Origin of the sequence: Curtobacterium sp. PhB191, assembly GCF_004346515.1 — a bacterium.
Classification (GTDB): Bacteria; Actinomycetota; Actinomycetes; order Actinomycetales; family Microbacteriaceae; genus Curtobacterium.
This window is the reverse complement of record NZ_SMBV01000006.1, coordinates 22,690-40,248: the sequence shown is the minus strand read 5'-3', so window position 1 is coordinate 40,248 and position 17,559 is coordinate 22,690. Positions and strand designations below refer to the sequence as shown.

The window sequence follows — 17,559 nt, the reverse complement described above, 5'->3', positions numbered from 1 at the left end:
TGAGCCGGTCAGGCGAGGACGTCGAGTCCCGCGGGGCGGATGGTGGAGGTGGACGTGGCGGCTGCGGAGGCTGGCTGCGCGGCGGAGGTGCGCCGTGCCTCCAGGCCGGTGTCGGCACGCAGGCGGCCGTCGGCCGGTCGCTGGTCGCGACCCGCCGACGTGCCCGGGTGGTTCTGCGACGACAGGTCGAGCGTGGCGCTCAGCCCGGTGCCGGCGGCGTCGCGCCGCAGGTCCGGCAGCACCTGGCGGACCGCGTCGCGTCCCGCTTCGGACGCCGCGAACAGCTCGACGTGCATGCCGTGCGCGGTGACGTGTGCGCGGACCGTGACCGGTCCGAGGCTGTCCGGCACGACCTGCACCGTGACGACGTGTTCCCCGGGGCCGGCCTGCGCGAGCGAGAACACCGGTCGCGCGAGCTGCTGCCCGAGGGGCGCGGGCGTGGCCGTCTGGGACGTGACCGGCGCGGCGGCAGCGACGGGAGCGGGCGCGGCGGTCGGCGTGGTGGGCAGGACGAAGGGCGTCTCGCCGCCGCGCGTGGTGGTGACTGCCGGGAGGCCCGGATCACCCGCCGTCGATCCCTGCTGGTCCGTCCCGTGGCCGGTCTGCCCACCCCGCGCGGCGGTCGCCGCTGCCACCGTGACGACGGCCGGGGTCGCGGGGGCGGAGCCGTCGGTGGGCTGGGTGGGCTGGGTGGTCGGGCCGGTCGGCTGGAGCGTCGCTGCTGCTCCGGCTGCAGCGGCAGTGGCAGTGGGCGCGCTGCTCGTGCTCGTGACTCCGACGGTGCCGGTGCCGGTGCCGGTCGTCCCGCCGGACGGGGTGCCTGGCCTCGGGGTGGACGCCGGTGACGGTGCGGGGCCGTCCGCGGGGACTGCGGCGGTCGTACCCGGTGCCTGTGCAGTGGCGGATGCGACGGACGCCGTGGTGCTGGCCGGCGGCGCCGTGGTGGCCGGCAGCGGGACCGCGGCCCCCGTGGCAGCGGAAGACCCAGTGGCGGCGGCGGAGACGGCAGCAGTCGTCGTCGGCGTGGTCGTCTCCGGCGCCGGCGCCGGGGCCGCCGTCGTCGCGGTGAGGTCCCGCGCCGTCGGCTCGGACGCGGTCGCCGTCACCGGTGTGACCGTCTCGGCAGGGGTCGTCACCACGATCGGAGCGACCGGGGCGGGCACCGTCCCGGCGAGTGGGAGCGTGGGCGTGGACGCCTGCCCCTCCCCGGCAGCGGCGGCCGCGCCGTCAGCGGCAGCCGCCACGTCCGTCCCGGTGGCGGTCGTGGCAGCGTTCGGCGACGTGGTCGACCCGGTGTCGTCGGCTGCGCGGGAGTCGTCCCGGCGCGCCGGTGCACGCTCGCCGGCACGACGATCGGTCGCGGCGGCCGCGGACAAGGCGGCGTCGAACGACCCGGCACCGCCGGCGTCGGACGTGGCGCGGGCGGGCGCAGCGCTGCTCGTCGGAGCGGGCGCGGGCTGGGTGGCGATGGTCAGGCTCATGCGGCGCTCCCGGACTGCATCATGGACAGCAGCGCGGCGGTCTGCAGGTCGGTGGCGCTGCTCGCGGCGGTGGTCGCGGTCGTCGCCGGGGTGGCGGACGCCTGCGCCGGCACGATGCGGCGGATGGTGGCGATGTCGGCGTCCGAGTACCAGTTGTCGACGATGCGGACGTCCTTGCCGGGGCGCGGCGCGTGCAGCACCTTGCCGTCGCCGACGTAGATGACGACGTGGCCCTCGCCCTTCGGGATGATCAGGTCGCCGGGCTGTGCGTCCTTCAGGGAGCCGACCTCGACGCCCATCTTCGCCTGGTCCGGCACGACCCGCGGCATGGTGACGCCGAGGTCCTTGAACACCGTCTGCACCAGGCCCGAGCAGTCCATGCCAGAGGTCGTCGTGCCGCCGAACACGTAGGGCACGCCGAGGTACTTCTTCGCGTCCGCGACGACGTCCGACCCGGTGGCGCCGCTGCCCGTCGCGAGGGTGCCCGCGCCAGCGTCGACCGACGTGGCGGGCGCGCTGCTGGTGGTCGCCGCAGCGGCGGCAGCAGCGGTCGCGGTCCCGGTGCCGGTGTTCCCGGTCGCCGTGGCCAGGGCGTCGGCGAAGGCGCTCGACGACGCGCTGGTCGACCCGGCGGACGACGACGTACTCGTCGCCGCGGCCGAGCCACCGCGCAGGGTGTCGATCTGGGAGCGGATCTCGGAGATCCGGGAGAGCACCGCTTCGACGCTCATCGGGCACCACCTTCCGTGCGGCGTCGTGCCGCGATCTCGTCGAGGGCGTTCTGTTCGGTGCGGAGTTCCTCGGCGGCCTGCTCGGCGGCGTGCTTGCCCTCGAGCTTCTCCAGGCCGACCGCGGCACGGCGTGCGGCGGTGTACTCCTCCTGTGCCCGGTCGGCGTCCGCGCGGCGGGTCCGGACCACGGCGTCGAGCTCCTCGAGCATCCCGCGGGTCGCAGCACGCGCAGCGGCGACGGCGCTCAGGGTCGCGGCGTCCTCGATCGGCTGCGCGCCCTCGGCGTCGGCGAGGCTGCGGCGCGCGGCGATCCGGGCGTCGGCGGCATCGCGCACGCGCTCGTTCGCGGTCGCGAGCGAGGCAGCGGCGCGGTCCTGTTCGGTGTGCCGCAGGCGCAGGAGCCCCGCGAGCGGGAACCGGCGGGCCATCACGACACCCCCAGCTGCTGCACGAGACCGCCGAGTCGCTGCCAGGACGCGTCGGCGGTCGCCCGCTCGTACATCCCCTGGCGCAGGAACGCGTCGATCGCACCCTGGTGGTCGACGGCGGCGTCGACGAGCGGGTTCGAGCCGCGCTGGTACGCGCCGACGTCGAGCAGGTCCTGGGCGGCGGCGCGCGCGGCCATCACCTTGCGGAGGGTCGTCGCGGCGCCGCGCTGCGCCGGGCCGGTCACCTTCGAGGCCACACGGGACACCGAGCCGAGGGCGTCCACGGACGGGAAGTGCCCGGTGATCGCGAGCTTCCGGTCGAGCACGACGTGACCGTCCAGGATGCTGCGGGCGGCGTCGGCGATCGGTTCGTTGTGGTCGTCGCCGTCGACCAGCACGGTGTACATGCCGGTGATGCTGCCGACGCGGTCCGTCCCGGCACGCTCGAGCAGCCCGGCGAGCACGGAGAACGTCGACGGCGGGTAGCCCCGGGTGGCCGGCGGCTCCCCCACCGAGAGCCCGATCTCACGCTGCGCCATCGCGACGCGGGTGAGCGAGTCCATCATGAGCACGACGTCCTGGCCGGCGTCGCGGAACGACTCGGCGATGCGGGTGGCCACGAACGCGGCGCGCAGACGCATGAGGGCGGGCTCGTCCGAGGTCGACACGACGACGATCGAGCGGGCGAGGCCCTCGGCGCCGAGGTCGTCCTCGAGGAACTCGCGCACCTCGCGGCCACGCTCCCCGACCAGTGCGATCACGTTGACGGCGGCGTCGCTCCCCCGGGCGATCATCGACAGCAGCGACGACTTGCCGACACCGGAGCCCGCGAAGAGCCCCATGCGCTGGCCACGGCCGACGGTGGTGAGGGTGTCGAGCACCCGCACGCCGAGCTGCATCGGGGTGTCGATGCGGGTGCGTGCCATCGCGTTCGGGGTCGCGTGGTCGAGCGGCACCCAGTCGACGGGCTCACCACCGGCACCGACGAGCGGTCCGCGGTCGTCGATCGGCCGGCCGAGCCCGTCGAGCACTCGGCCGAACAACCCGGCACCCGTCGGCACGAGCACCGGCCGGCCGGTGGGGCGTGCGGGGGTGCCGGCGGTCACACCGGTGAGGCGTCCGAGGGGCATGCAGCGCACGCCGGTGGCGTCGGTCGCGACGACCTCGACGGCGGTCTGCACGCCGTCCTCCGGTCCGACCGTGACGACCTCGCCGACGTGGGCGTCGAGCCCGGCGATCGTCAGCCCGAGGCCGACGGCGCTCGTGACGACGCCGACCCGCTGGGGTGCGGCCTGCCGCAGGGCGTCGTCGAGCCCGCGGGGGCGGAGCAGCGTGGCGGTCACGCGGACACCCCCTGCAGCTCGACACCGAGCGCGGTGCGGGCACGGTCGAGTGCGGTGGCGATCCGGGCGTCGAGGATGCCGTCCGGCAGGTCGACGACGGCGTCGCCGTCCCGCAGCGCGGGGTCGGCGACCACGGGCACCGGCAGGTCGACGTCGGCGACGCGTGCGGCGTCCGCCGGGCTGAGCCGGACGGCCACCGGGACGCTGCGGTCGATGGACGCGAGCGCCCGCCGGACGGTGGTCTCGGCACCGGACGTGATCCGGGCCTCCCGGTCGTCATCGGTACCGACCGCCGGACGGGAGGCACGGATCTCGTACCCGACGATCGCCTCGGCCAGGTCCGTGGCCGCGCTGGCGACGGACGCCTCGGCGTCGCTGAGGACGGGCGCGACCGTGGACAGCATCGCGTTCGTCGCGGCGTCGAGGACGGCGATGCGGCGGACGGTGTCCGCGCGCAGCGACGCGGTCAGCGCGGCGTGCTCGGCCTGCAGGCGGGCGCGCAGGGCGTCCGTCTCGGCCTGTGCGGCGCGGAGTCCCGCGGTGTAGCCGGCGGCGTGGCCGCGGACGTCGGCACCCGACGCACGGTCGGTCGCGGCGGCGGTGCCGATCGCGGGGAAGGCGATGCGCTGCACGGTGCCGGCGGTCGTGGTGTCAGTCAACGAGCTCGTCCTCCTCGGCACGGTGCACGGTGATGACGCCCTGCGCCTCGAGCTCGCGCACGGAACGGACGACCTCGGCGCGCGCTTCCTCGACCTGCGAGACGCGGACCGGGCCCATGGCCTGCAGTTCGTCGTCGAGCAGCGAGCGGTTGCGCACGGACACGTTCGCGCGGATCGTCTCGACGACGGGTCCGGCGGCACCCTTCATGGCGGTCGCGAGGAGCTTCGAGTCGATGCCACGCAGCACCTGCTGGATGTCGCGGGACTCGAGCTTCACGATGTCCTCGAAGGTGAGCATGCGCGAGCGGATGTCCTCGGCGAGTTCCGGGTCGCGGGCCTCGAGTCCGTCGAGCACGGCCTTCTCGGTGGCGACGTCGGAGCGGTTGATGATGTCGACCAGGGGCGCGATGCCGCCGACGACCTCGACGCTCTCGCGCGGCGACACGACGGCGCCGGCGCGCTGCCGCAGGACACCGGCGACGATCCCGACGGCCTCGGGGGTCGCGCTGCCCATCGTGGCGAACGCCTGCGCGACGTCGGTGCGGACGCGCTCGTCGACACCCGCGAGGACGGCGCTCGCCTGACCGGGCTTGAGGTGTGCCAGGACGAGGGCGATGGTCTGGGGCAGCTCGCCCTCGAGCAGGGTGATGACCTGCCCGGGCTCGGCGTCGTCGAGGAAGTCGAAGGACTGGCCGGCCAGGTTCGAGGCGAGTCGGTCCATCACGCCGGCGGCGCGCTCGGCGCCGAAGGACGCCTCGAGCAGCCCGAGCGCGGTCTCCTTGCCGCCACGCTTCTGCAGCCGGCCGCTCATCGTGATCCGGTGGAACTCCGACATGGTCTGGTCGACGACGGTGTCCTCGACGCGGCGCATCCGGACGATCTCGGCCGAGATCTCCTCGGCCTCCATCTCGGTGAACTGCTTCATCACCTCGGCCGCGCGGTCGGTGTCCATCTGCATGAGGATGAGCGCGACCTTCTGGGCGCCGGTCAGCGCACGGTCGTTCGAGCCCTTGCCGGTGCCCGGGCCGTTGCCGTTGCTGCCGCTCGGCATCAGGGCGCTCACACCGGTGCCCGGTCGTCGAGGAGCCCGCGCAGGAGCTCGGCAGTGCGCTTCGGGTCGCGTTCGGCCAGCGCGGAGATGTCCTGACGGCGGCGCTCGGCCGTGATCTCGTCGGTCGTCAGCACCTCGGTCGGCGGGTCACCGGCGGGCATCGTCGAGAGCACGGCGGTGGGGGCGTCACCGGCACCGAGGGTCGCGCGGTCGGCGGCGCCGTCCATCGCGAGGGGCAGCTGGAACGTCTCGCCGGCGAAGGCGTCGAGTTCGCCGAGGTCGACGGCCTCGCGCTCCTGCTTCCGGCTGCGACGGGCGATGACGAACATGACCGCGATGAGCGCGAGCAGGATGCCGATGACGATGCCGGCGGTGCGGATCGACGACCACAGGGCTTCCTGCTGGTCGGCCTTCTGCTGCGCCTCGAGGGCCTTCGCAGCCTGGTCGGCTCCGCTGGTGTCGAAGTCCATCATCGCGACCTTCACCTGGTCGCCGCGGTCCTGGTCGACACCGGCGGCGGCCGACACCAGGTCGTTGATGCTCTGCAGGTTCGCGTTCTGCACGGCGTCGGCCTTCGAGTTCAGCGCGACCGAGATGGTCTGCCGGTCGAGGGACCCCGACGGGATCTGCGTGGTCTCGGTGGTGTGGTCGACGGCGTTGTTCTTGGTCGCCGACTCGTTGGTGTAGCCGTCGTCACCGGTGCCGCTCGTGGCGGTGCCGTTCGGCACCGCGATGTTGTCCGGGCCGAGGACCCCGGTCGCACCGCTCGACGCCCCCGCGGCACCCGAGCCGTACTGCTCGGTGGTGCTCGACTCGTTGAGCGCGACCGGACCGGAGGTCGGTGACGTGTAGCTCTCCGACGTGCGGGTGCCGGACTCCTGGTTCATCGTGCCGGAGACCACGACGGTCGCGTTGCCGGCGCCGAGGGTGGTGTCGAGCAGGTCCTGGATCTTCTTGCTCGTCGCGGCGTCGTAGTCGGCGGCCTGGTCGGCACCGCTGCCGGTCGCACCGGTCCCGACGGCGGACAGCGTCTGCCCCTTGGCGTCGACGACCGAGACGTCGGTGGTCTGCATGCCCTCGACCGAGGCGCTGGTCAGGTGCACGATCGCCTGCACCTGGTCGGTGCTCAGCTGCGTGCCGTTGTCGGTGGCGATGAACACCGACGCCGTCGGGTCCTTCTCCTCGGACACGAACACGGACTTCTCCGGGATCGCGAGCTGCACGGTCGCGGTCTGCACGCCGTCCATCGCACCGATGGTCTTGGCGAGCTCGCCCTCCATCGCCCGCTTGTAGGTGACGTCCTGCTGGAACTCCGAGCTCGTCACGCCCATCTGGTCGAGCAGCGAGTAGCCGCCCTCGTTCGACGACGGCAGCCCGTTCGACGCGGCCTTGAGGCGCTCCGAGTACACCTGCGCCTGCGGCACCAGGATCGTCGCGCCGCCGTCGGTGAGCTGGTACGGCACACCGTCGGTCTGCAGCTGGTCGGTGATGGAACTCGCGTCGGCGGCGGCCAGCCCGGTGAAGAGCGGCGCGTAGGACGCCTTGCCGAGCCACGACGCCAGGGCGATCCCCCCGAGCACGAGCGCGGCGATCACCAGGATCGCGATGGTGCGCTGGGCGGCGGAGAAGCCCTTCACGTACGCGGACAGGCGCGCGAAGACGTTCTTGACGGCGACGGGCATCAGGCCTGCATCCTCATGATCTCGTTGAACGCGTCGACGCCCTTGTTGCGGACGGCGGAGACGAGCTCGAGCGTGACCTGCGCGCGGGTGGCGGCGATGGTCGCGTCGTGGATGTCGTCGAGGTTGCCGGTGACGGCCTTGAGCGCGAGGGTCTTCGAGTCGCTCTGCAGCGCCTGCAGCCCGTCGACGGCGTTCCCGAGGCTGGCGGCGAACCCGCTGCCGTCGGTGCTGGTCGCACCCGTAGCGCCGGTGACGTCGCTGGAGGTGCCGGACACACTGGTCAGTGCGTTCGTCATCGCGTTGGTGGTCACACCGTTGACGGCGTCGATGGGCATCAGTTCTTCCCGATCTGCAGTGCCGCCTCGTAGGCGGTCTTGGCACGGTCGACCACGGCGGCGTTCGCCTGGTAGCCGCGCTGGGCCATGATGAGGTCCGCCATCTGCGTGCCGAGGTCGATGTCCGGCATGCGGACGTAGCCCTCGTCGTTCGCGAGCGGGTTGTCCGGGTCGTAGGTCACGCGGCCGGCGGCGCTGCCGAACGCGGCGCCCTTGACGTAGGCGCCGGACACGCCGTTGCCCTCCTGGACCTCGACGTAGCGGGCCTGGAACGCGGTGTCGTCCATCGACTTCACGGTGTTCGCGTTCGCCATGTTGTCGGCGACGGCGTCGAGCCACTTCCGGTGCACGGTCATGCCGGTGCTCGCGATGCCGATCGCGTCGAAGGTCGTCACGAGTTCGTCCGCATCGCCGCACGGACGCTCGTGAGCTCGGAGTTCATCGCCTGCGTGGCGAACTGGTACCGGAGCACGGTGTCGACGTTGGAGAGCGTCTCCTCGTCGAGGTTGACGTTGTTGCCGTTCGTGTTCGTCGGCTCGAGGCTGCGGGCGACCGTCGGCGCGGTGTTCCCGCTGCCGTCGGTGATCGACTTCGCCAGGGCGTCCTCGAACTGGACCTTCTCGGCGTGGTAGTTCGGCGTGTTGATGTTCGCGATGTTGTTCGCGATCACCTTCTGGCGCATCGACAGGCCGTCGAGTGCGCTCTGCAGCGCGACGCTCGTCACGGAATCGAACACGGTGGTCCCCTCGTCAGGCGTCGCCCGTGGGACGTCGCCGTGCGGTGGTGGCCGATCCGTGGCCGAACTGGTGAGCGATCCGTGCTCGTGTGGCGCTATCGGTGCCCGTCCCCGGCCGCGTTAGCCCTCGCCCCGAACGGGGGTGGCACCACTTCTGCGACAGACCACTCGTCGAACGACGCGTGCTTCGTCGCGGAACAGGTGTGGCGGGAGCGCGGGTCAGGCGGACGCGTCGAGGTACACCGCGCCACGGGGCTCGCGGGTCGCGTCGACGGCGCGCAGCGCACCGAGGTGCTCGAGCGTCGCCCGTCGGTCCGACTCCAGTTCCGAGATGCGGTCGCGCTGCGCAGCGAGCAGTCGGGAGGCACGCCCCACCAACGCGCGCGGCACCGGACCCAGCCCGGCCGGCTCCGACCACCCCACCACGGCCGTGGGGTCGGCCGCCTGTCGGGCGGCGTCGTGTTCCAGGGAGTCGAGCAGGGCCTCCCAGGCGAGGCGGTGGTCGACCTGCTCGGGCAACGGTGTCGTTTCACGCGACGGTGCCGGTTCAGGCGACACCGAGGGCTCCGCCCGTCGACTGCTGGCGGGTCGGCGTCGCCGGCAGCGACGCGGCAGCGTCGTGCCACGACTGCCGCAGGGGTTCGAGGATCCGGATGCAGTCGCGCGTCGCCTGGACATCACGGTGCACGTTCGCGGTGATGAGGGACGTCGACGCGTAGTTGTAGACGGCGAGCAGGCCCTCGCCCCCGTCCCAGACGTCGATCCGCAGCGTGGACGACAGCTCGCCGACGATCGCCTGCGCGTGCAGCAGCTGCTCGCGGGCGGCGTCCCAGTCGGCGCTGGTCTGTGCGGCCTCGGCGCGGTGCAGGTCGAGCAGCAACCGGTCGTAGAGCATCGTGACGAGCTGCGCCGGGGTGGCCGACAGGACGGCCTCGTTCGTGTACTGGGCGCGACGCTGGTCGGTCACGGTGCGGGGCTGCGCGGCCTGGCGGAAGGCGGCGGCCTGGAAGTCGAAGGTCATGGTGATCCCGTCAGCTCGTCGTCGCCGCGAGCTGGCTGGCGAGCCAGCTGGACTGGGACTGGAGCTTGCTGAGGCTGGTCTCGAGCGACGAGTACAGCGTCTGGAGCGATGCGCGGCGCATCGTGAGTCGGTCGGTCCAGCTGTCTATCTGGGTGTTGAGGTCCTTGGCGACCGCCTGCTGGCCGGTGATCGTCGTGGTGATGGACCCGTCGTACTTGTCGGACGCGGCGGTGGCGGCGGCACCCACGTTCGCGGCGACGCCGGACAGCATCGCCTGCGTGCCCTCGGGGTCGGTGGCGAGGGCCTTCTGGAAGACCTCGGCGTCGAAGGTGAAGCTGCCGTCCTTGGTGATCGAGATGCCGATCGACGACGGCGACTTCCCGCCGACGGGCGCCGACATGGTGCTGCCCAGGCGCTGCACGGCGTCGCGCGTGGTGCCGTCGCCCATCAGGACCCCGGCGGTCGTGGTCGTCGACCCGCTGGTGGCACTCGTGCTGCTCGTCACCGCGGTGTTCGTCTTGTAGTAGGCCGAGACCGCGTTCATCGCGTCGACGAGTCCGGACGCCACGGACTGGGCCTTCGTGGTGTCCTGCGCGACGCCGACCGTGACCGGGTCCGTCGAGGCCCTCGACACGGTGACGCTGAGCCCGGGGACCAGGTCGGTGAACGTGTTCGTCGCGCTCGTGATCGTCTGCTCGGCGGCGGTGCCGGCCCACAGCGTGACGCTGGCGTCCTTCGCCTGGGCGACGACCGCGGCGCCGACCTCGGTCAGCACGTTCGTCGCGGTGCCGGCGGTCACCTGGTCGGCGGTCCCCCGGTACACCTCGAAGCCCCCCGCGGCCCCGGTCTTGGCGGACGTGAGCTGCAGCCGGTAGAGCTTGGTGCCGTCGGCGGCCGCACCCGCGGCGACCTTCGTGGCGGTGACGCCGGCCCCGGACTTGTTGATCGCCGACACCGTGTCGTCGAGGGAGCCCGACGACGGCGTGACGGTGGTCTTCGTGCCGTCGGCACCCACCAGGGTGATCGGTTCGGCAGCGGCCGACCACGTGGACATCGCGGCGGTGACCCCGACCTGGGCGGACGCGGTCGAACCGACGCTGAACGTCAGCGACCCGGCGCTCGCGTTCGTGCCGGTGACGGCGGTGACGCCCGACGACGAGCTCGTGGCCGTGAACAGGTCGAGCGAGGTCGCCTTGGCGGCGTCCTTCGCCTTGGTCGCGAGGGCCTGCACCAACCCGTTGATCGTCTGCAGTGACGAGATGAACGAGTTGGTGCTCGTGAGCTTGTTCTTGAGCAGGGTCTGCGGCACGCCCTCGACGCTCATCAACGAGTTGATGAGGTCGGTCGTCTTGAGCCCGCTGACGAGCCCGTCGATCGCGAGGCTGGTGCTCGAGGACACGGACGATGACATCGTCGACACTCCCTGGCGTCGTGGGGATGGTCAGGAGGGCGACGCCGCCTCCCGGGAAGCCTGAACGATCCCGGAAGGCGGCGTCGTGGGTGCTAGCGCAGGAGCGAGAGCACGCCCTGCGTGCTCTGGTTCGCCTGCGCGAGCATCGACGTGCCGGCCTGGCTGAGGATGTTGTCGCGCGTGTACTTGACCATCTCCTCGGCCATGTCGACGTCGGTGATGCGCGAACCGGCAGCGGTGAGGTTCTCCTTGGCCACGTTCGTCACGTTGATGGCGTGGTCGAAGCGGTTCTGGACAGCACCGATGCTCGAACGTGCCGAGGACACGTACTTGATCTGCTCGTCGATCGCGGTGATGGCGGCCTGAGCGTTCGTCGCGCTGTCGAAGGTGAGGGCGCCGACAGCGGTCGACACGGACTCCACGTTGGACTTCGACAGGTCGACCTCGATCTGGCTCGCCGCGTCGCCGTTGGCGCCGACCTGGAACTTCAGGACGCCTGCAGCGCCGGCGGAGCCGTCGAGCAGGTTGATGCCGTTGAAGTTGGTCGACTGCGAGATGCGGGTGAGCTCCTTGGTGAGCTCGCCGACCTCGGTGGTGATCGCCGTGCGCGAGTCCTCGTTGTTCGAGTCGTTACCGGCCTGGACGGCCAGGTCGCGCATGCGCTGGAGGATCGAGTGGGTCTCGGTGAGCCCACCTTCAGCGGTCTGCACGACGGAGATGCCGTCCTGCGCGTTGCGGGCGGCGACCGTGAGGCCACCGACCTGGGACTTCAGCCCCTCGGAGATCGACAGACCGGCCGCGTCGTCGGCAGCACGGTTGATGCGGAGACCCGACGAGAGCTTCTCGAGGGACTTCGACAGGTCGTTCTGCGTCGAGTTGAGGTTCCGGTACGTGTTGAGTGCCGAGAGGTTGGTGTTGATGGACATACCCATGGTGGTTTCCTCCGTGAATGCTGGGTCGTACTACAGCCCGTCCGTGGGCTGACGTGGATGACTCTCGACCGGGTGCCGGGAGTCGTTAGGGAATCGACGGAAATACCCGTCGACGGTTCAGCTCGCCGCCACGGCGACCGGCGCGGTCGCGTCGTGGACGGCACGTGCGACGCCGGCGGCGGCGTTCGACGCGACGCGTGCGAGGTAGGCGCTCCGGCGGGCCGCGGTGGTGCGCGAGGCGGGTTCGGCGGCGGCACCGCCGTCCCCGTAGTGGGCGGCCAGTCCGTCGCGGAGCAGGCGCATCGCCTCGGAGCGCTGCTGCGAGACGGCGGAGTGCGTGATGCCGAGTTCCGCGGCGACGTCGGTCACCGAGCGGTCCCCGAAGTAGACGGCCTCGACGACGAAGCGCATCCGCTCGGGCAGTGCCTCGACGGCTGCGCGCAGGTAGCGGCGCTTCTCGGTCTCGAGCAGGTCGTCGCCGGGCAACGGCAGGTCGGCGGCGACGAGGTCGGGCACGGTCTCGTCGAGCGGCGCGACGATGCGGGCCGCGTCGCTCATGGCGTCCGAGGCGGTCTGCCGGTCGACACCCATCGCGTCCGCGATCTCCTGCACGCCGACGCTCCGGCCGAGTCGGGCGGACAGGGCCTCCTGCGTGGCGAGGGTCTCGCGGATCCGCTTCCGGGTGCCACGGGATGCCCAGTCGGCCGAGCGCATGTCGTCGGCGAGGGCTCCGGCGATCCGGGTCCGGGCGTAGGCGCCGAAGGGGACGCCGAGGGTGGGGTCGAACGCGTCGGCAGCGGCGACGAGGGCGAGGGAGCCGACGGCGGCGAGGTCGTCGCGGTCCAGGTGCGTGGCACGGGAGCGGACGTCGGCGACGATGTAGCCCACGAGCGGGAGGTGCTCCACGATCATCGCGTTGCGTGCGGTGCGGTCCATGCTGATCCCCTGATCGACCTGACGTGACTGTCTCGACTCACCCGTCCCTGGGCACGACGGACGCCGGCCTCGGATGGCCGGTGCGTACGCCGAAGACCCGCCCGGTTCCCTCCGAGCGGTGCACCCCGCGCCCCTGTGAGGCGGTTCGAGGTCGCCCTCGTGGTGCGTTCTGAATGTATCGGCTGGCAATGTCCTGAACAGGGGTTCATCCGTCCCCAGTGCGGGGGCATTCGCGGTGTTTCCCGGTCGGCATTTGGGGGGACCCAGCGCGTAGAACGACCGTTTCCGTCCCCCGGACGGGGTGCGTTTCCCGATTGTCCGGGAGGCCCGGGGGACGTCCGCCTCGCAGGTCACGTCCCCCGCCGCTTACGACCACCGCCGTCGGGTCGATAGGTCTCGGTGTCCGCCGGATGGTGGACCCGAACACCCGACGACGACCCACACGGGAGGAGCTGATGAGCGTGAACGACCTGTCCGCCGTGCTCTGGCGCGAACGCGAACTGCTCGAGCTGCTCACCTTCAAGCTCGAGGAGGAGCAGCTCCTGCTCACCGCGGGCCGTTCCCGCTGGGTGTCGCACGCCAGCCGCGAGGTCGAGCAGGTCCTCGAACGACTCCGCAGCACCGGACTCGAGCGCGCCGCGTCGAGTGCCGAGGTCGCCGAGGAGTGGGGCGTCCCCGCCGATGCACCCCTGCGCGACGTCGTCGCCGCAGCGCCGAACGGCCCGTGGGGCGAGATCCTCGCCGCGCACCTGACCGCGATGGTCGAGCTGACCACCCAGATCGGCGCCCTGCGCGACGAGAACGACCGCTTCCTGCGCACCGCCGCCCAGGCCACCGAGGAGACCCTCGCCGGCACCGTGACGACCGCCGCGACCTACGACGCCTCGGGCACCTCCGGTCCCGGCTCCGACGGCGCTCGCCTGTTCGAGGGGACCCTGTAACCCCGTGGTCAGCACCTTCGGCTCCCTCGCCACCGCGTACTCCGGCCTCGCCGCAGCCCGTGCCGGCATCGACGTCACCGGCCAGAACATCGCGAACGCCGGCACCGCCGGGTACACGCGGCAGCGCGTCACGCAGAACTCCATCCCCGCGACGCAGACCGGGTTCATGCGCGGCACCGCCGCCCTCGCCGGTCAGGGCGTCTCCGTCGACGGCATCGCCCGCCTGGCATCGCTGACGCTCGACGTCGGCGTCCGGGTCGCCGCGGGGTCCTCCGCCTACGCCGACGCCCGTGCGACGGCACTGTCCGCCCTCGAGGCCGGCCTGCACGAGCCCGGCAAGGACGGCCTGAGCGCCAAGCTCGATGCCTTCTGGTCGTCGTGGAGCGAACTCGCCAGTCACCCCGACGACCCGGGTGCCGCCAGCGCCGTCCTCGGCGCAGCGGGCACCGTCGCCTCGGCGCTGGCAGCCGGATCGAAGGCCGTCGACGCGCAGTGGTCCTCGGTCCGGGGCACCGCGGCCGGCCAGGTGACCCAGCTGAACGACGCCGCGAAGCAGGTGGCCGACCTGAACGGGCGGATCCGCACCGCACTGGCCTCCGGCGGCACCGCGAACGAACTCCTCGACCAGCGTGACCAGCTCACCGAGCAGATCGCGACGCTCGCCGGCGGGACGACCCGCACCAACGCGGACGGCACGGTCGACGTGCTGCTCGGCGGCAACCCGCTCGTGCAGGGCACCGACGCCCGCGCCGTCGCCCTCGGCGGTGGCGAACGCCTCGCCGACGGCGCCGCGGTCACCCTGACCTGGACCTCCGGCACCGCCGGCGCGGTGTCCCTCAGCGGCGGGTCGATCGGTGGCGCCCTCGCCGTCCTCGCCCCGGCGAACGGGAACGGCACGGGCGGCGCGCTCGCCCAGGCCGCCGCGTCCTACGACGCCGTCGCGACCCAGCTCGCGGCGACCGTCAACGCCGTCCATGCCACCGGCACGACCCCGGCCGGCACCACCGGCACCGCGTTCTTCGCCCTCGCGGCGGGCGTCCCCGCAGCGCAGGGCCTGTCCGTCGTCCCGACGGACGGCACCGGCCTGGCGACGCGGAACGCGGCGGGGCAGCTCGACGACTCGTTCGCCGATGCGCTCTCGCGACTCGGCACGGGCCCTGGAGCCGCCGACACGACCTGGGCGACGTTCGTGGCGGGGGTGGGCACCGCCTCCCGGTCGGCCGCGACGGAGTCGACGCTCACCGGACTCGCCCTGACCAACGCGCGCACCCAGCAGCAGTCGGGCGCCGGCGTCGACCTCGACGAGGAGAACGTGAACCTGCTGAGCTACCAGCACGCGTACCAGGGCGCGGCACGCGTCCTGACCGCCGTCGACGAGATGCTCGACACCATCATCAACCGCGTCGGACTCGTCGGGAGGGGCTGATCGTGATCACCCGGGTGACCACCCAGATGTCGATGGCCGCGGCCTCGGCACGGCTGCAGACCGGTGCGGCGCGCGTGGCGCAGCTGACCGAGCAGGCCACCACGCTGCAGGCGATCCAGAAGCCGTCCGACGACCCGGTCGGCACCGCGTCGTCGATGCAGGTCCGCAAGGAACAGGCCGCCGCCGCGCAGCACACGCGCAACGCGAACGACGCCGTCGCCTGGCTCGCGACCACCGACAGCGCCCTGTCCAGCGTCTACTCGGTGCTGAACAGCGTGCGGGACCTGACCGTGCAGGCGGCGAACTCCGGCACCATGAGCGACACCGACCGCGACGCCTTCATCACGCAGTTCCAGTCGCTGAAGTCCGACCTCGAGGCACGGGCCAACACGACCTACGGCACCCGCTCGGTCTTCGCCGGCGCCTCGACCGCCGCCGCCGCGTACGACCCGGCGACCGGGTGGGCGGCCTCCGGCACGGACGTCTCCCGCCGGATCGGCGACGGCACCACCGTGCGCGTCGACACCGCCGGGGCGGACGTCTTCGGCACCGGCGCGTCGTCCGTGTTCGGGGTGCTCGACTCCATCGTCAGCGACCTGCAGAACGGGGTGAACGTGAACGCGCGGATCGACGACGTCGACGGCGCGCTCGGGGCCGTCCGCGGCGCCCAGGCCGACGTCGGTGTCCGGCACGCGACCGCCCTCGCCGCGCAGGACTCGCTGAAGACGGCAGCCGTCTCACTCGAGAACCGCCGCGCCGGCATCGAGGACGTCGACCTCGCCAAGGCCGTCCTCGACCTGCAGGTGCAGCAGACCAACTACCAGGCAGCCCTCGCCGTCACCGCGAAGGTCCTGCAGCCGACCCTGATGGACTACCTCCGATGAGCATCTCCCTGACCTTCGCCGTCCCGCCGTTCGGCCTGTCCCCCGCACCGGTCTTCACGCTGACCCCGGTGGACGGCGCCGAGGGCCTGTTCACCCTCGTCGGGGGTTCCTCGCGCTTGTTCGTGCTCGACGCCGCAGTGCACCTGCCGTCGTACTCGCCCGAGCTCACCGACGAGCAGGCCGCGGGGCTCGAGCTGACCGATCCCGCCGACGCGATGCTGCTCGTGGTGGCGAACCCCGGCGCGTCCGGCACGACCGTCAACCTGCTCGCGCCGATCGTCGTGAACGCCCGGACCGCCGTGGGCGCGCAGCTCATCCTGGAGGACCAGGACCTGCCGCTGCGGGCGGAGCTCGCGCGGGCGTAGGTGCTGCGGGGGCTCGTCGGCCGCACGCGTTTTGCGACAATCCACGAGTCGATCGGCGCGTGGTTCGTCGGAACATGCGCACGCAACCGTTGCGTGTGCATGAGTCGACAAAGCACGAGGTGATCAACACGTGCATCGTCGCAAGGTGCACACGAATAGAGCGCCCTCGTTCCTCCACACAGGGCGGTTGCGCTCGACTGTCCACAGATCGTCGCGGTCGGGCCCTCGCTCCGACTCGCTTCCAGCAGCCTGTGGGGCATGGGCAGAGCGAACGACATCGAACTCATCCGCACGACCGGCCTTCCGGATCCCGAACGCCGGGCGCTCGAGCGTGATGTCCACCGCGGGGTCCTCGAACGGATCCGCCCCGGCGTCCTGGTCCGGCCCGGGGCGCTCGACCATCTCCACCCTGGTGAACGACACCACGTGCTCGTCCGAGCATCGCTCCACCGCGTCCGCGCCACTGACCTCGTGTCGCACCAGTCCGCGTGCGCTGTGCTCGGGCTGCCGCTCGTCGGCGAAGCTCCGATGAAGGTCCACGTGTCCGACCCGACGACCACCCACACGCGGGTGACCGCCTGGTTCGTCCGGCACGGCACCGCAGCCCGGCCACCGACCGCGTACATCGAGTCCGGCGGACTGCGGACCACCGGGTGGGCGCGGAGCGCGGTGGACGTCGCTGCGACCCGTCCGTTGCTCGAGTCGCTGCCGGTCGTGGACCAGCTGCTCGCCGATCGGCGCACGACGCCCGAGGCGCTGGCCGCTCATCTCGAACTGCGGGGCTCGGCGCAGGCAAAGGCGAGGGTGGCGATCGGGATGGGGTCGGCGCAGTCGGGGTCGCCGGCGGAGTCGGTGTGCCGGGTGCGCTTCCGGCAGGTCGGGGCGCCGGAGCCGGTGCAGCAGCACGAGTTCCGACGGACCGGCGGTGGGACGGCCGTCGTGGACTTCTGGTTCCCGGATCAGGGCGTCGTGGTCGAGGTCGACGGTCGCGCGAAGTACGAGGACCCGACGATGCTCGAGGGGCGGAGTACCGCCGAGGCGCACTGGCAGGAGAAGCGTCGCGAGGACTTCGTCCGGTCGTTCCCCGAGGTCCGGTTCGTCATCCGGTTGTCGTGGGCCGACCTCATGCAGCCCGACCGCGTGCGTGCAGCACTCCGCCGGGCGGGTGTCCCGTGCCGGTGATGCGCAGGCGAGCGG

The 17,559-nt window shown here is 72.3% G+C and carries 20 protein-coding genes; 5 read left to right on the top strand and 15 right to left on the bottom strand.

The window, feature by feature from the left end; genetic code table 11:
• Nucleotides 1-8: 8 nt before the first annotated feature.
• The 15 genes from EDF48_RS10975 to EDF48_RS10905 form a co-directional block, all read right to left on the bottom strand.
• Nucleotides 9-1,481, bottom strand: a complete 1,473-nt coding sequence (locus EDF48_RS10975) for a flagellar hook-length control protein FliK (RefSeq protein ID WP_131879959.1) — start codon at nt 1,479-1,481, stop codon at nt 9-11.
• A complete protein-coding gene (locus EDF48_RS10970; RefSeq protein WP_131879957.1) occupies nt 1,478-2,212 on the bottom strand; it encodes a C40 family peptidase in 735 nt (244 codons plus the stop codon). The genes EDF48_RS10975 and EDF48_RS10970 overlap by 4 nt, the downstream gene beginning before the upstream one ends.
• Nucleotides 2,209-2,640: a flagellar FliJ family protein gene (locus EDF48_RS10965; RefSeq protein ID WP_123292724.1), complete on the bottom strand. Its 432-nt coding sequence runs from the start codon at nt 2,638-2,640 to the stop codon at nt 2,209-2,211. The genes EDF48_RS10970 and EDF48_RS10965 overlap by 4 nt, the downstream gene beginning before the upstream one ends.
• Nucleotides 2,640-3,983 (bottom strand): FliI/YscN family ATPase, encoded by a 1,344-nt coding sequence (locus tag EDF48_RS10960; RefSeq protein WP_131879955.1) that lies wholly within the window; start codon nt 3,981-3,983, stop codon nt 2,640-2,642. The genes EDF48_RS10965 and EDF48_RS10960 overlap by 1 nt, the downstream gene beginning before the upstream one ends.
• Entirely contained in the window at nt 3,980-4,642 is a 663-nt protein-coding gene (locus EDF48_RS10955) for a hypothetical protein (protein WP_123292722.1), read from the bottom strand. Before EDF48_RS10955 ends, EDF48_RS10960 begins: the two co-directional genes overlap by 4 nt.
• Nucleotides 4,635-5,693: a flagellar motor switch protein FliG gene (gene fliG, locus EDF48_RS10950; protein WP_131879953.1), complete on the bottom strand. Its 1,059-nt coding sequence runs from the start codon at nt 5,691-5,693 to the stop codon at nt 4,635-4,637. The genes EDF48_RS10955 and fliG overlap by 8 nt, the downstream gene beginning before the upstream one ends.
• 8 nt (nt 5,694-5,701) lie before the next feature.
• The gene (fliF, locus tag EDF48_RS10945; RefSeq protein ID WP_131879951.1) at nt 5,702-7,375 is read right to left on the bottom strand and encodes a flagellar basal-body MS-ring/collar protein FliF; all 1,674 of its coding nucleotides are present in this window, start codon (nt 7,373-7,375) and stop codon (nt 5,702-5,704) included.
• Nucleotides 7,375-7,710: a flagellar hook-basal body complex protein FliE gene (fliE, locus tag EDF48_RS10940; protein ID WP_131879949.1), complete on the bottom strand. Its 336-nt coding sequence runs from the start codon at nt 7,708-7,710 to the stop codon at nt 7,375-7,377. Before fliE ends, fliF begins: the two co-directional genes overlap by 1 nt.
• Nucleotides 7,710-8,105 carry a flagellar basal body rod C-terminal domain-containing protein gene (locus EDF48_RS10935; RefSeq protein WP_235035933.1) on the bottom strand — a complete coding sequence of 132 codons (396 nt, stop codon included), beginning with the start codon at nt 8,103-8,105 and terminating at the stop codon, nt 7,710-7,712. The genes fliE and EDF48_RS10935 overlap by 1 nt, the downstream gene beginning before the upstream one ends.
• The gene (locus EDF48_RS10930; RefSeq protein ID WP_123292719.1) at nt 8,102-8,446 is read right to left on the bottom strand and encodes a flagellar basal body protein; all 345 of its coding nucleotides are present in this window, start codon (nt 8,444-8,446) and stop codon (nt 8,102-8,104) included. Before EDF48_RS10930 ends, EDF48_RS10935 begins: the two co-directional genes overlap by 4 nt.
• 219 nt (nt 8,447-8,665) lie before the next feature.
• Entirely contained in the window at nt 8,666-8,965 is a 300-nt protein-coding gene (locus EDF48_RS10925; RefSeq protein ID WP_131879947.1) for a hypothetical protein, read from the bottom strand.
• A gap of 28 nt (nt 8,966-8,993) precedes the next feature.
• Nucleotides 8,994-9,467, bottom strand: a complete 474-nt coding sequence (locus tag EDF48_RS10920) for a flagellar export chaperone FliS (protein ID WP_131879945.1) — start codon at nt 9,465-9,467, stop codon at nt 8,994-8,996.
• Nucleotides 9,468-9,477: 10 nt separating this feature from the next.
• Nucleotides 9,478-10,878 carry a flagellar filament capping protein FliD gene (gene fliD, locus EDF48_RS10915; RefSeq protein ID WP_123671884.1) on the bottom strand — a complete coding sequence of 467 codons (1,401 nt, stop codon included), beginning with the start codon at nt 10,876-10,878 and terminating at the stop codon, nt 9,478-9,480.
• 92 nt (nt 10,879-10,970) lie between these two features.
• Nucleotides 10,971-11,810, bottom strand: a complete 840-nt coding sequence (locus tag EDF48_RS10910; RefSeq protein WP_207913253.1) for a flagellin — start codon at nt 11,808-11,810, stop codon at nt 10,971-10,973.
• Nucleotides 11,811-11,927: 117 nt separating this feature from the next.
• Nucleotides 11,928-12,746, bottom strand: coding sequence for a sigma-70 family RNA polymerase sigma factor (locus EDF48_RS10905; RefSeq protein WP_131879943.1), 819 nt, complete (start codon nt 12,744-12,746; stop codon nt 11,928-11,930).
• A 455-nt stretch (nt 12,747-13,201) separates the two neighbouring features.
• Between EDF48_RS10905 and EDF48_RS10900 the strand changes: the two genes are divergently transcribed.
• The 5 genes from EDF48_RS10900 to EDF48_RS10880 all read left to right on the top strand — a co-directional run bounded on the left by EDF48_RS10900 (nt 13,202) and on the right by EDF48_RS10880 (nt 17,544).
• Nucleotides 13,202-13,687: a flagellar protein FlgN gene (locus EDF48_RS10900; protein WP_123292716.1), complete on the top strand. Its 486-nt coding sequence runs from the start codon at nt 13,202-13,204 to the stop codon at nt 13,685-13,687.
• Between the two features lie 4 nt (nt 13,688-13,691).
• Nucleotides 13,692-15,113, top strand: a complete 1,422-nt coding sequence (flgK, locus tag EDF48_RS10895) for a flagellar hook-associated protein FlgK (RefSeq protein WP_131879941.1) — start codon at nt 13,692-13,694, stop codon at nt 15,111-15,113.
• Between the two features lie 2 nt (nt 15,114-15,115).
• Nucleotides 15,116-15,997 carry a flagellar hook-associated protein FlgL gene (gene flgL, locus EDF48_RS19560; protein ID WP_131879939.1) on the top strand — a complete coding sequence of 294 codons (882 nt, stop codon included), beginning with the start codon at nt 15,116-15,118 and terminating at the stop codon, nt 15,995-15,997.
• The gene (locus tag EDF48_RS10885) at nt 15,994-16,362 is read left to right on the top strand and encodes a flagellar assembly protein FliW (RefSeq protein ID WP_111086356.1); all 369 of its coding nucleotides are present in this window, start codon (nt 15,994-15,996) and stop codon (nt 16,360-16,362) included. The genes flgL and EDF48_RS10885 overlap by 4 nt, the downstream gene beginning before the upstream one ends.
• A 258-nt stretch (nt 16,363-16,620) precedes the next feature.
• Nucleotides 16,621-17,544 carry a hypothetical protein gene (locus tag EDF48_RS10880; protein ID WP_131879938.1) on the top strand — a complete coding sequence of 308 codons (924 nt, stop codon included), beginning with the start codon at nt 16,621-16,623 and terminating at the stop codon, nt 17,542-17,544.
• The last annotated feature ends 15 nt before the right edge of the window (nt 17,545-17,559 follow it).